Here is a 14,183-nt window from a genome sequence, read left to right on the forward strand (position 1 = left end):
ACTGTTATTTTATGTGATTTATTGAAGTTATCCACTTCGCTTTCAAAACAATAACAAACAAAAAAATATTGATTTATGAAGCAGCATTACTTATTAGAAAAATTACTTATTCTATTTAAAAAACACAAATCATCACCTTTCATTTTTACACTCTTTTTTACTCTTTTTTGGGGGCTTGATGGGATTGGTCAGACAACTTTTTCAAATACAAGTAATATATGTCCACCCGACGGCAACCCTAATGGTATTACTTCTACAATAGCAGTAAGTGGTCTTGGAAATATAGTTACAATATCAGTTAGAATACCAAATATTTCACATACCTACTATGATGATTTAGATATCATGCTTATTAGTCCAACAGGTCAAAGAATTATCTTAATGTCAGATGCTGGAGGAAATAATAACAATGGTAATAACAATAGAAATTACAACTTTGTTCAAGGAGGTGTAACCTTGTCCGATTCAGAGCAACCTACCCCTAGCGGAAATGTATCTCCTACAAACTACATACAGGACGGTAGTGATACTTATCCAGAAGGAAATCCTACCATCACCCAAATGAATCAGTTGACTGGAAACCCAAATGGAAACTGGATCCTTAGAGTTATTGATGATACAAATCAAGATATCGGCTGTTTAATTAATGGTTGGTCAATTACAATCACTGACAATTTGAGTTATTGCTCACCAAGTTCAACCTCTAGTACAAGTTTTATAAGAAGTATTTCAACTGTTGGCTCTTTAACAGACAATTCCTTTTCAGGTTCACCTAACTACGCTAATAACGGTTATGGAAATTATTCGTCAACAACAATAGCCAGTCAAATTCCTGGTGCTGGAATCAATTTCAACATAGAACTTGGTGGCAATGGACAGGCTATAAGAGCTTATGTGGATTGGAATAATGACGGTATCTTTAACGAAACAACCGAGTTATCATACAGCTCTGGTGGCACAACCCTAACAGGAGGAACTACGTTCGGAATTATAGTCCCTACAACCCAAACACCAGGAAATTATAGAGTTAGGATACGTACAAGAGAAAGCGCAACAATAGATCCCTGCTCTAGTTTTGGAAGTGGAGAAACAGAAGATTACACCATTGCAGTTGTAGCAGACTGCGCTGCTAAAATTACAAGTGTAACAAACGGTTCTGCATGTGGAGCTGGTAGTTCCGTTGTACTCTCTGCACAAGGAAATGCAGCTACCACAAGCTATAGATGGTACACAACAGCAACTGGTGGAACACCGATTTCGGGAGCAACTTCAAATTCTTACACAACAACAGCACTATCTAATTCAACAACCTATTATGTAACGGCATGGAATGGAAGTTGCGAAACACGGTTCAGAGTTCCTGTTGAGGCCGTTATATTATCCACAACCGACATCAACTTAACGCCATCATCACCAAATGTTTGTGGCGAAGATAATACTGTCTCAATTTCTGCACTTGGTGATATTGTAAAAGAAAATCTATTAATACAAGATTTTGAAACAGGACTCGGAACATGGACAACATCTATCATAAACAATTCTGGTGCAGGCCCAGATAGTCAATGGAGTGTCAAAACAAGTCCGTATCAGTCAAACTCAACTGTTGTTTGGAAGCCTGCGGTTAACTCAGGTGCAGTTGGCTCAATAGGAAACAGATTTGCCTTCACTACTTCTGACTATAGTGGTTCAAATATTGTTACTTATTTAACATCCCCAGTTGTAGATCCATCACAATTCAATACTTTAACTTTAGCGTTTGATCATTATTACTCTAATTATGGTAATGATACAGGTCAAATTCAAATAAATATAAACGGTAGCGGATGGGCTGCAGTTAATCCTCTTGCGGGAACAGTTTTCAATTCTGATTTAGGTTCTGCTTCCATTTTTAAGAATGAAATTATAGATCTAAGTAATTATGCCAATCCTAGCATTACAAGTCTTCAATTACGATTTGTATATACTGCAACTTTTGATGACGGTTGGGCAATAGATAATATAAAACTATCTGGAACAAGACTTTTAAACACAAATTTCACTTGGAGTGGAGCTGTTACCGTATTTATTGATGCAGCTTGTACTATTCCATATACGTCTCAAAGTGTGACCACCGTATATGTAAAACCAGCTGGAGCTCAAATGAATGAAAGTTCATGGACCTTTAGTGCTACTGCAACTCTGGGAAATGGGTGTCCTGTAACAAAAGATATTACAGTTAATAACAATACGAAAACTTGGCAAGGTGTTACAAATAATTGGAATGATCCGAGTAATTGGATTCCTAATGGGGTTCCTGACATCACAAATTGTGTAGTTATTCCATCTAATGGAAGTATTTCAAACATTCAAAATGCACCAGCTGCGTACGCTAAAAATATTGTAATTAAAAATGGCGGTACTTTACAAATCCAACCACAACAAAGCTTAACTGTAAAAGAGACCGTCACAGTAACAACAGGAGGAATTTTTGAAATTGAAAATGGAGGTAGTCTAGTTCAAGTTGACAATGTTACAAACGCAGGGGCTATCAGAATGAAACGCAATACCAATATCAAAACTTTTGATTATGTGTATTGGTCATCACCTGTTGCTAATTTTGCGGCTAGTGCAGTATCTCCGGGTACCTCAGCAGGTTTAATTTACAAATGGCTACCTACTACTACAACAGGTTACACAAGTAATTTTGGAAATTGGACTGGAGGAAATGAAAATATGGCAATAGGTAAAGGCTATATTATAAGAGCTCCAAATAGCTGGACACCAACACCTTCAATCTACACTGCTACTTTTACAGGCGTACCTAACAACGGTAATATTTCAATACCTATTAGTAGAAGTACCTATGTAGGATCTCCTTATGCTGGACCTACAGCAACACCAGTCACTAAAAATGATGATAATTGGAATTTAATTGGAAATCCATACCCATCAGCTATAGATGCCGTTGCTTTCTTAAATACAAACGCTACTATCATAGAAAATTTTGTTGATTTATGGACTCATGGTGATGCTCCTGCTGCCATCGCTAGCCCATTCTATCAAAATTTTACATTAAACTACAATCCAAACAATTACAACCGTTATAATGCACTAGGTGGCACACAGCACAGTTTTGATGGAAAAATTGCAGCAGGTCAAGGTTTTTTTGTTTTAATGAATGATAATGGTGCTACAACTGAAAACATACTATTTACTAACAGTATGCGCTCAAATCTTCATCGTAATGATCAATTTTACAGAACTACAAATACAAACGAAAACAATCAGGTCACCGAGCGTCACCGAATTTGGCTAAAGATGATCTCCCCTTCGTTGAATTCCGTAGACATTCTGTTAGGTTACGCAACAAATGCAACCAATCTAATTGACACTTCATTTGACGCTCCAAACAAAGGAATAAAAGTTAATTATGAATTGTACTCTCTATGCGAAAACAAAGGATTCTTAATTCAAGGAAGAGCTTTACCGTTTGACGTATCTGATGAAATTCCTTTAGGAATTAAAATATCAGAAAATGGTATTCACACTATTAGCATTACAAAAGTTGATGGACTATTTAATGATACTAGTCAAAAAATATTTCTTGAAGATAGGGCTTTAGGTGTCGTTCACGATTTAACACTAACACCTTATAGCTTTACGGAAAGCGTGGGTATAAATGAAAACCGTTTTGTATTACGCTTTGACAATGGCACTTTAGGTAATACCGATTTCACCTTTGATACAATTAAAGTCTTTACTAATGAAAATATTAATGTTGCTGCATCAAATGAAACAATAAAAAGCATTAAAGTCTATGATTTATTAGGAAGAGTTTTAGGCACTTTTCAAAATATTAACGAAAATAATTTTATCATTAATAAAATTGCTAAGACTCAAAACCCGCTAATTATTGAGGTTATACTTGATAGTGGTAATTTGAAAACATTTAAAGTTATTTATTAATCAAATAAATACTTTCTTATAAATTTTAAATCCCTTGCTAAAAGTTAACAAGGGATTTAAAATTTATAAGAAACACTCATTATTTAAAGTCAAAGTTTTACATTTACCTAATTTTTAAAAACAAATATACAAACTCAAAATGGCCCCTAAATTTATCTTTTTCTTGTTATTTACATTTATAATAAAATCTTTTGCACAGGTAGGAATTGGAACAACAACCCCTGCTGCTGCTTTAGATATTAATTCTAATGATGATGGCTTATTAATTCCAAGAATAGCATTAACATCAACCAATAGTGCTACACCCCTTACATTACCAAGTACTTCTGAACTTATTTTCAATACAGCAACAGCTGGAACTTCTCCTAATAATGTTACACCAGGTTATTATTACTGGGATGGTGCTGGATGGATCAGATTAGCTAATGGCACCATAAATGGCTGGTCTTTAACAGGTAACTCCGGCACAAACCCTTCAACTAATTATATTGGAACATCAGACGCCAATGATTTGGTTTTTAGAACTAACAATACAGAAAGGATGCGCATCAATAATGCTGTTGGTAGTACAACTGGGACAGTTGGAGATATTTCTATTGGTAATACAACCTCAGGAACTATAAAATCAAATCGTGAATTAGTTCTAAGACAAGATGGAGATACTTTCGGATCATCCGTTTTAAGATTACGAAACAGAAATGCTGAAAATGGTGCCATTTTTGAAAATCTTAACCCTACACCAGCAGGAACAAACTTGGTCGATTTTATCTTTAGAACAGGTACAACTGCAACACCTATAACTAGTAACATTCGTTTTGAGACAAGAGCTGTCAGCAGAAAAGTAACCGGAAACACGACCGAATGGCAATTTGGTCAACCTGACAACTTAAATGGTGGACCTACTCTTGTTATTGGAGCTAACGGTACCAGCGGAACAGGTTCTAATTCAGCATTTTTAATAGGAAATGTTGGAATTGGAAATCCAAATCCGCAGGCTAGGTTGCATAATAGTGGAACTACAGCTCTAACTACAGCAACATCAGGAACCAGTAATACAATTTTATTGTTAGATGGTGGTACATTTGCTACTCCAGCCGCTTCAGTAGCAAATGGTATGGTTTACATTATAAGAAATACAAGCACTACATCAAATACTACTGTTAATTCTATAATAAATTACAATTCTTCTGTTGCCGCAAATTTCATATTAACACCAACTATAGGTTCTATTATGATTGTGAGTAATGGAACAAATTGGTATCGAATCAACTAACAATATCTCAAAAAACTCCAAAAAAACCTTTGCTTTAGATAGTGAAGGTTTTTTTCATTTGCATAAGCCTCTCGTTCAAAAGAAATATTACGATACGCTTCTCTTCTGTTTCTATATTGTACAAAACGAATTAAAAATTCAATACCATACCAAACAAAAAAAAATAAAATTAAAAGTTCTATTTGCTGTCTAATATGAATTTTTTCATGATTAAGCAAGATCAAATGTGATTTATCTTTTTTATCCGCTAAAAAAACAAACGGAAAAAAAGTAAATCCTCGAAACCCATTTGGGACTAAATATTTAAAAACGAATACTATCATTTCATACAAAGTTCTTAAATTTATTATTTACTTCATTATTTAGCCAAAGGAAAGAAGTAATCTTTGTTAAAAATAATTAATTTTGAAAAAAAATTAATTATTTTAAGTCGATTTGTGGCTATGAGTAACAATAATAATCCGAGAAATTTAAAAGAAGGGGAAGATTTCTATTACACTCCAGAAGGATACAAGTGTTTTACCGAAAAATACCATCTAAAAAGAGGATACTGTTGTAAGAGCGGTTGCCGTCATTGCCCTTACGGTTTTGATAAAAAAACAGGAACAAACAAGAAATAAGATATATAGATTTTAGATACTCAGACTTTATATTCTAAAAGTTCAAAATCAAAAAATCAAAAATAAATTACAATGACATTTCAAGAACAAATAACAGAAGGAATTCCATCGGTTTTACCCAGTCCAAAACCTTATGAAGCAACCATTAATCATGCTCCAAAACGAAAAGAAATTCTTTCGGATGAAGAAAAAAAGTTAGCTTTAAAAAATGCTTTGCGCTATTTTGAACCACAACATCATGCTGCATTAATTCCTGAATTTAAAGCTGAATTAGAAACTTTCGGTAGAATTTACATGTACCGCTTGCGTCCAGATTACACAATGTATGCACGTCCTATTTCAGAATATCCTGGGAAAAGCGAACAAGCAAAAGCAATTATGTTAATGATTCAAAACAACTTGGATTATGCTGTTGCACAACATCCTCATGAATTAATTACGTATGGTGGTAATGGAGCCGTTTTTCAGAATTGGGCCCAATATCGCTTAACAATGAAATATTTAGCCGAAATGACAGACGAACAAACATTAGTCATGTATTCGGGTCACCCAATGGGATTATTTCCTTCTCACAAAGAAGCACCGAGAGTTGTGGTTACCAACGGAATGGTCATCCCTAACTATTCCAAACCAGACGATTGGGAAAAAATGAATGCTTTAGGTGTTTCACAATATGGACAAATGACAGCTGGAAGTTACATGTATATTGGTCCACAAGGAATTGTTCACGGAACCACAATTACCGTTTTAAACGGATTCAGAAAAATTAAAAAATCGCCAAAAGGCGGGTTATTTGTAACTTCTGGATTAGGCGGAATGAGTGGTGCCCAACCCAAAGCAGGAAACATAGCAGGATGCGTTACCGTTTGCGCAGAAGTAAATCCAAAAATCACTCACATTCGTCATTCGCAAGGATGGGTCAACGAAATTATTGACAACATCAACGAATTAGTACCAAGAGTTAAAAAAGCATTGGAAAACCAAGAAGTAGTTTCAATTGCTTACTTAGGAAACGTAGTGGATGTTTGGGAGCGTTTTGATGAAGAAAATTTACATATTGATTTAGGTTCTGATCAAACTTCGTTACACAATCCTTGGGCGGGTGGCTACTACCCTACAGGTTTTTCCTTTGAGGAATCAAATGAAATGATGGCTACCAATCCTGATAAATTTAAAGAAGAAGTTCAAAAAACATTACGTCGTCATGCCGCTGCTATCAACAAACACACTGCAAAAGGAACCTATTTCTTCGATTATGGAAATGCCTTTTTATTAGAAGCTTCTCGAGCTGGAGCAGATGTTATGGCAGAAAACAATATCGATTTTAAATATCCAAGTTATGTACAGGATATTATGGGGCCTATGTGTTTCGATTACGGTTTTGGTCCATTCCGCTGGGTTTGTGCTTCTGGAAATCCTGAAGATTTAACTAAAACGGATAAAATTGCTAGTGATGTTTTGGAAGAAATGATGAAAAACTCGCCAGTTGAAATCCAACAACAAATGGCGGATAATATCCAATGGATAAAAGGCGCACAAGAAAACAAATTGGTAGTTGGTTCACAAGCTCGTATTTTATATGCCGATGCAGAAGGAAGAATTAAAATTGCAGAAGCTTTCAATCAAGCAATTGCTCGTGGAGAAATTGGTTATGTAATTCTAGGAAGAGATCATCATGATGTTTCAGGAACCGATTCACCATATCGCGAAACTTCTAATATTTACGATGGTTCTCGTTTTACAGCCGACATGGCCATTCAAAACGTAATTGGTGATAGTTTCCGAGGCGCTACTTGGGTTTCTATTCACAATGGTGGTGGCGTTGGCTGGGGCGAAGTAATTAATGGTGGTTTTGGCATGGTTCTTGATGGAAGTAAAGAAGCATCAAGACGCTTAGCGTCAATGCTTTTCTGGGATGTGAACAACGGAATTTCAAGAAGGAGTTGGGCAAGAAATGAAGGCGCTATTTTTGCGATAAAAAGAGCTATGGAGACGCAACCTTTATTAAAAGTTACCATCCCAAATACAGTAGATGAATCGTTATTATAATTTCTAGTTTAAAGTTTTGTATTAATTTTTGTTCTTAGCAACTTTAAACCTGAATCATGAAACTTTAAACAAATAAAATTATGAAGACATTGAAATTTCTAACAGCACTTTTTTTGGTAGTTACTTTCGTTTCTTGTAGTTCTGTTCGAGTAAATGCAGACTATGACAAAAAAGCAACTTTTTCAAATTATAACACCTACGCCTATTTGAAAAGTGGGATTGATAAAGCTGAAATATCAGATTTAGACAAAAAAAGAATTTTGTATGCTATCGATGAAGTTATGCCTACAAAGGGTTATATCAAATCAGATAATCCTGATGTATTTATTAGCATATTTACTAAAGAAAGAGAGCGAGTTGATGTCTATAATAATGTAGGTTTCGGTTGGGGTTGGGGATGGAATCCTTGGTGGGGAATGGGATACACTAATGTTACCACAACTCCAGAGGGTACTCTTTTTATAGACATTATTGATGCAAAAACTAAAGAATTAATTTGGCAGGGTGAAGGAACTGGTTATTTAACTAAAAATACGGAGAAGAAAGACGCCAGAATTAAAGAATTTGTATCAAAAATACTAGAACAATATCCCCCGAAAAAATAAATAGCAAGGAGTTGGTTTATAACCAGCTCCTTATCATTAAAATTTGATTTTAATTTTAAACCATTGTGCCAACATGATTGCACACTGAATAATAGATACCTAAAAAATATCTTGAAAAATTCTTTAAAGTAACACTTAATGAATTTTACTATTCCATTACTTAACATACTTTTCCGCCTACCCCGCATAATATTATCATTTAATATTTGATAAAATATTGGATAAAAGCACCAAATATTTCTGAAATTCAGCGTATTGAATAGATTTTTTTTTAAATATTTTAGTTTAAAAACCTTATTATAATTCAAATAGAAAAAAAATATTGGAGTGTGGATTTTATTTCTATTTTTATAACAAATTGAAAATATGAAAAAAAATCATCTTAAAATATTAGTCATTTCTATTTCTTTGATATTATCAATATCGTGTAGTCCAACTAACGGATTAACACTTCCCGTGACTGAACCTGCACCAATTTTACTGAACAAACAAACTTCAAAAATTGGTATTATCAACAGAAGTTTACCTGAGAAAAGTTACGAAGTTTTTGATGCCGTAGATAAAATTTTAACAGCAGAAGGAAAAGATTTAGATAAACTAGGAAGTTACACCGCTGTAGAAAATTTAAAAAGTGAGCTACTCAAAAATAATAAAATTGAAAGGGTTGTATTGATTGATACGATGGCTTCCAAAAAATATGGTATTGACCAGTTTACTAGTGAATTGTCTTGGCAAAAAGTAAACGAAATTTGTAAAGTCAATGACTTAGATGCTATTTACGAACTTTCCTATTTTGACACTGATTCTAAAATAAGTTACAGAACTATTAAAAGTGAAGCCAAGAATGCTTTTGGATTAAAAATTCCTATTATCGAACACGAAGCCACTATCAAAACGCTTATCAAATCAGGTTGGAGAATATATGACAATAACGACAAAGCCATTGTTGATGTCTATTCGACAAACAAATCTGTTCAATTAAACGGAAGGGGAATTAATCCTATAAAAGCGTTTGAAACGATTCAATCACGAAAAGATATTGTACTTTCAGCAGCAAAAGATATCGGAGCTAATTATGCGACCCAAATTATGCCTTATCGCATAAGGGTAAACAGAGATTATTATGTAAAAGGAACTTCAAATTTTGAAATTGCAAAAAGAAGAGCGCAAGCAGGACAATGGGATAGCGCGGCCGAATTATGGCTAATGGAAACCAAAAATAGCGACCCTAAAATTGCAGGAAGAGCCTGCTATAACATGGGAATTATTAACGAAATTAACGGCAATTTAGATACTGCCATTGAATGGACGACCAAGTCTTACACCGATTATGGAGATAAAATTGCACTACGTTATCTTAATGTCTTAAAAAAACGAAAAGCTAAAAACGAGCAACTACTCCGAGAGACAAATTAGATAAAATTGTTAAAATAAACATTAACTAGCAATTTCTTAAAATGTTTTCCTCCTTTCTGAAAAAGTCGTAATTTTACATCAAACATGACAAGTAAAATTATGGAAACGCATTTTGAAAGCAATCCGCTGATTGACAGATTACCCAAACATTTAAAACAATTCATTAAACCTCAGGTTTATGATGATTACACACCGATAAACCAAGCGGTTTGGCGCTATGTAATGCGTAAAAATGTAGCTTATCTTTCAAAAGTAGCCCATAGTTCGTACTTAGAAGGCCTAAAAAAAACAGGTTTGGAAATCGACAACATTCCGAACATGTATGGCATGAACCGAATTTTGAAAGAAATCGGTTGGGCAGCAGTCGCTGTTGATGGATTTATTCCGCCAAATGCTTTTATGGAATTTCAAGCCTATAATGTATTGGTTATTGCTTGCGACATTCGTCAATTAGAACACATTGAATATACTCCAGCTCCCGATATTATTCACGAAGGTGCTGGCCACGCTCCTATTATTGCGAATCCAGAATACGCGGAATATTTAAGACGTTTTGGTGAAATTGGTTGTAAAGCCATTTCATCGGCACGTGATTATGAATTGTATGAAGCGATTCGTTTGCTTTCAATTTTAAAAGAAGCAGAAGATACACCTGAAGAAGAAATCAAAAAAGCTGAGGAGCAAGTCGATTTCATACAAAATAATATGGGTGAATTATCGGAAATGTCGCGTATTCGAAATTTACATTGGTGGACGGTAGAATATGGTTTAATTGGAACCCTTGATAACCCAAAAATTTATGGTGCTGGATTACTTTCTTCTATAGGAGAAAGTGCTTGGTGTATGACGGATAATGTGAAGAAAATTCCGTATGATATTTCGGCAGCTGATCAAAGTTTTGATATTACAAAACCACAACCGCAACTTTATGTCACTCCTGATTTCGCAAAACTAAGTGAAGTTTTAGAAGAATTTGCAAACAAAATGGCTCTTAGAACTGGTGGCCTCTCTGGAATTAAAAAATTGATTTATTCTAAAGCCTTAGGAACTATTGAATTGAGTACTGGACTTCAAATTTCGGGTGTATTTACTAATGTAATTGAAGATGAAGGAAAACCAGTTTATATTCAAACCACCGGAAAAACAGCACTCTCTCACAGAGAAAAAGAATTAGTAGGTCACGGAACGGAATATCATGCAGCAGGTTTTGGTTCGCCAATTGGAAAACTAAAAGGTATCAACTTAGCCATTGAAGAAATGAGTCCAAGGGATTTGCGTGCTTACGATATTTATGAAGGCGAACAAGTTACTTTAGAATTTGAGGGAGATATTAAAGTTATTGGTGAAATAGTAACCGGAACACGCAACTTACAAGGCGAAATTTTAATAATCAAATTTAAAAACTGTACGGTAACTCACAACGACACTCTTCTTTTCCAACCCGAATGGGGCATTTATGATATGGCTGTGGGACAAGAAGTAATTTCAGCTTTTTCTGGTCCAGCAGATGTGAATAGTTTTGATATGATTAATCACGTTCCCTCTTCGCAAACGATTAAACAGAAAAAATCTTCTGAAAGAGAAGAATTAGAAAAGCTATACTTAAGTGTTCGCAATATTAGAGAAGGAAAAACTGCTACAACCACTTTAAAAGAAGCATTCGCTTCCCTGTCTTCAGGACATCCAAATGATTGGTTGTTATCAGTAGAGATTGCAGAATTGGCAAAAAAAGAAGGGAATTCTGATTTGGTAGACAAAGTTTTGAACCACTTAGAAAAAGTAAAAAGCAATCGCCCAGAAGTTGCGCATTTGATTGACAATGGATTGGAATTAATTTTTGAAAAAGAAGGTATTGTTTAAACACATAGACACAGTAGATTTAACTTGACGTTGATTTTAGTCGTTTCACTTATCATAGAAAACAATAGAGAATCACACTATTAAATCATTCAAATTTCAAAAGTAACTTTTGTTACTGAAAAGCTACTCAATCGCCTTTATCTTTGTCAAAAAAAGAAACAATTATGGGAATTTTAGATTTTTTAGGATTGGGGAATAAAACGAACGATGTTCAAGAATATGTTCAAAAAGGCGCTATTATTTTAGACGTAAGAACTCCAGAAGAATATAGAGACGGACATATTAAAGGTTCTAAAAATATTGCTTTACAAGTATTAAACGGAAACATTGAAACCATTAAAAAATGGAACAAACCGATTATCGCTTGTTGCCGTTCAGGAATGCGAAGTGCTCAAGCAACTTCCATTTTAAAACAACACGGAATTGACTGCATTAATGGTGGTGGTTGGCAAAGTTTAGAGAGCAAATTATAAATTAGAAAGTCCCGATGAATCGGGACTTTCTAATTTATTTTCAACTCAATATCTTTATCGGTTTTTACTTCGCGTCCATCGTATCTTAATGTCCAACCCATAGTATTGGTTAAAATTAAAATTTTAGAAAGTTCGCTTAACAATCGGTTTTTAGCATTTGACTTCAAACTAGATTTTTCTATTTTTTTAGTCAGTTCTGCTTTAACCTTTTTGTTTATTTTGTTATAATCTTGCGCATTAAACGGATTAAATCGGCTTTGATCAACATCGTAAAAATGTAGATCTTGATTGATTTTTAATTCGGGATCTGGAATTTTTTTCAAAGTAACCGTTTTATTCTTTTCATCAATATCATATTGTAACTGACGTAAATCATACATTACTAAAACATCGGCATTCGCTACAATCAAAGCTTTTTTCTCAAAAGTTATGAAATCCATAAAATACTTTTGTTGGTCTTTATACGTAATTACTTCTGCGTAATGGCCTTCTGTAACAACTAACTTTCCAACACTTCTAATTTGCTTTTCAATTAGTGCTGAATTGTATTCTACCGTTGAAGATTCGCTGCTTTTAGTAAAAAACTGATATAGTAAAAACCCAACAACCAACAAAATCAACAAATAAATTAACTTTCCCGAACGACCAATAGCTTGTACTACTGGAATGAGCATATTTTTAATTTGGGTTTCTGTTGAGCTTGTTCGTGCCATACTTTAAATTTTACACGAAGATAAAACAAAATTATTTAAAAGGATGACGCTGTTGCCAATTCAGCTCAGGTTCTAATTTTTTAAAAACTTCACCAATAAATCGATTAATCAACTTATTGTTATGATAAATGAAACCCGACATTTGAACTGGTGTTGCACCAATAGAACTTTTAATTTCAAGAGCTGTTCTTCCGAAAATAATTCGCTTAAAACCATTTTCAATTCCATATTCAGTCATGTTGTACAACATATTCAAGTATAACATATTTTCTTTTTGAATATGTTCGTTATACCCTAAGAAATAGGTTTCAAGCGTTTCGCCATTTAGTAGTAACGTATGAAATCCTACCAATTCTTCATTCAAGAAATAACCAAAAATTTGGAACCGATTCCCACATTGTCCTTTTAAGGTAGAAAAGTGATTTTTAGATAAGAAAAACGTATTAAAAGGGGCATTCTTGGCTACATAATGATACAATTCGTATATCTTTTCTTCATTTTGAAGTACTTCTTCATAGTAAAGATTCTTCACTTGAATGCCATCAAATTTTTTACGAGCTCTTTTAAATTGGTCGCGATACTTTTTAGAAAGTACGGCTACATACCCTTCTAATGATTTCCAATTTTCATCCAGATAAAATATCATGTTGGGTTGCGTATTGAATTCGTAAGTATTGGAGAAACGAAATTTCTTCAACTCTATCGCGCAATGTTCGTAAAAATCTTTGAAAGACACCAAATGAATCGAGATTCCTTTTTTCTTGAAATATGAAGTTATTTCCTCTGCACTTTGAATTAGAATATCACTGATATATTCAAATTCGATTTCTTTGGTAAAAACATAACCGTTTTGCCCTGTAATCATATTATTTCCAAGGAAAAGTGTGTGAGAAGCGAAGTTTTTGAAGATAAAATTACGAATAGCGATTTTAAACGATTTATCCCTTTCTCCAAAGGATTCCAATTTATTCAAATCTAAATATTGAGCTAAAGAGACACCTATTAGTTCCGATTTTTCAAAAATACCAATATAAAAACACTCCATATTTACAGGAGCTGAGCGCTCAAGCACAGAAAGATAAGGTGTTTGTAGAAAAACATTACTTTGGGCAACAATGTCCCAAAGTGCAGGTAATGCCGCAACTGAATTGTATATTTTAAATGAAATTTTGTCCAAGGTAAAAATAAAATCGCCCCACAAAAGTAGAGCGATTCCTATATAATTAAAT

General features: G+C 34.1%; 10 protein-coding genes. 8 read left to right on the forward strand and 2 right to left on the reverse strand.

Annotation, left to right across the window (positions count from 1 at the left end):
* Positions 1-75: 75 nt before the first annotated feature.
* From BUE95_RS00975 to BUE95_RS01015, 8 genes are all read left to right on the forward strand, one after another.
* Positions 76-3,945, forward strand: coding sequence for a GEVED domain-containing protein (locus BUE95_RS00975; protein ID WP_073580570.1), 3,870 nt, complete (start codon positions 76-78; stop codon positions 3,943-3,945).
* A 139-nt stretch (positions 3,946-4,084) separates the two neighbouring features.
* A complete protein-coding gene (locus BUE95_RS00980; protein ID WP_073580572.1) occupies positions 4,085-5,218 on the forward strand; it encodes a hypothetical protein in 1,134 nt (377 codons plus the stop codon).
* A gap of 443 nt (positions 5,219-5,661) precedes the next feature.
* Positions 5,662-5,838, forward strand: a complete 177-nt coding sequence (locus BUE95_RS13615) for a C1orf53 family protein (protein ID WP_159433487.1) — start codon at positions 5,662-5,664, stop codon at positions 5,836-5,838.
* 72 nt (positions 5,839-5,910) lie between these two features.
* Positions 5,911-7,887: a urocanate hydratase gene (locus BUE95_RS00995; RefSeq protein ID WP_073580578.1), complete on the forward strand. Its 1,977-nt coding sequence runs from the start codon at positions 5,911-5,913 to the stop codon at positions 7,885-7,887.
* An 80-nt stretch (positions 7,888-7,967) separates the two neighbouring features.
* Positions 7,968-8,492 (forward strand): DUF4136 domain-containing protein, encoded by a 525-nt coding sequence (locus BUE95_RS01000; RefSeq protein ID WP_073580580.1) that lies wholly within the window; start codon positions 7,968-7,970, stop codon positions 8,490-8,492.
* A 366-nt stretch (positions 8,493-8,858) separates the two neighbouring features.
* Positions 8,859-9,908: a DUF6340 family protein gene (locus BUE95_RS01005; protein ID WP_073580582.1), complete on the forward strand. Its 1,050-nt coding sequence runs from the start codon at positions 8,859-8,861 to the stop codon at positions 9,906-9,908.
* Between the two features lie 99 nt (positions 9,909-10,007).
* Positions 10,008-11,768 (forward strand): aromatic amino acid hydroxylase, encoded by a 1,761-nt coding sequence (locus BUE95_RS01010; protein ID WP_073582338.1) that lies wholly within the window; start codon positions 10,008-10,010, stop codon positions 11,766-11,768.
* 164 nt (positions 11,769-11,932) lie between these two features.
* A complete protein-coding gene (locus tag BUE95_RS01015; protein ID WP_073582340.1) occupies positions 11,933-12,241 on the forward strand; it encodes a rhodanese-like domain-containing protein in 309 nt (102 codons plus the stop codon).
* A 29-nt stretch (positions 12,242-12,270) separates the two neighbouring features.
* Here the strand turns inward: BUE95_RS01015 and BUE95_RS01020 are convergent, their stop codons facing one another.
* Together BUE95_RS01020 and BUE95_RS01025 are read right to left on the reverse strand one after the other, a co-directional pair.
* The gene (locus BUE95_RS01020) at positions 12,271-12,954 is read right to left on the reverse strand and encodes a DUF4230 domain-containing protein (RefSeq protein WP_317041527.1); all 684 of its coding nucleotides are present in this window, start codon (positions 12,952-12,954) and stop codon (positions 12,271-12,273) included.
* A gap of 31 nt (positions 12,955-12,985) precedes the next feature.
* Positions 12,986-14,131 carry a GNAT family N-acetyltransferase gene (locus BUE95_RS01025; RefSeq protein WP_073582344.1) on the reverse strand — a complete coding sequence of 382 codons (1,146 nt, stop codon included), beginning with the start codon at positions 14,129-14,131 and terminating at the stop codon, positions 12,986-12,988.
* Between the last annotated feature and the right edge of the window lie 52 nt (positions 14,132-14,183).

This window comes from Flavobacterium cucumis (genome assembly GCF_900148835.1).
GTDB classification, from domain to species: Bacteria; Bacteroidota; Bacteroidia; order Flavobacteriales; family Flavobacteriaceae; genus Flavobacterium; species Flavobacterium cucumis.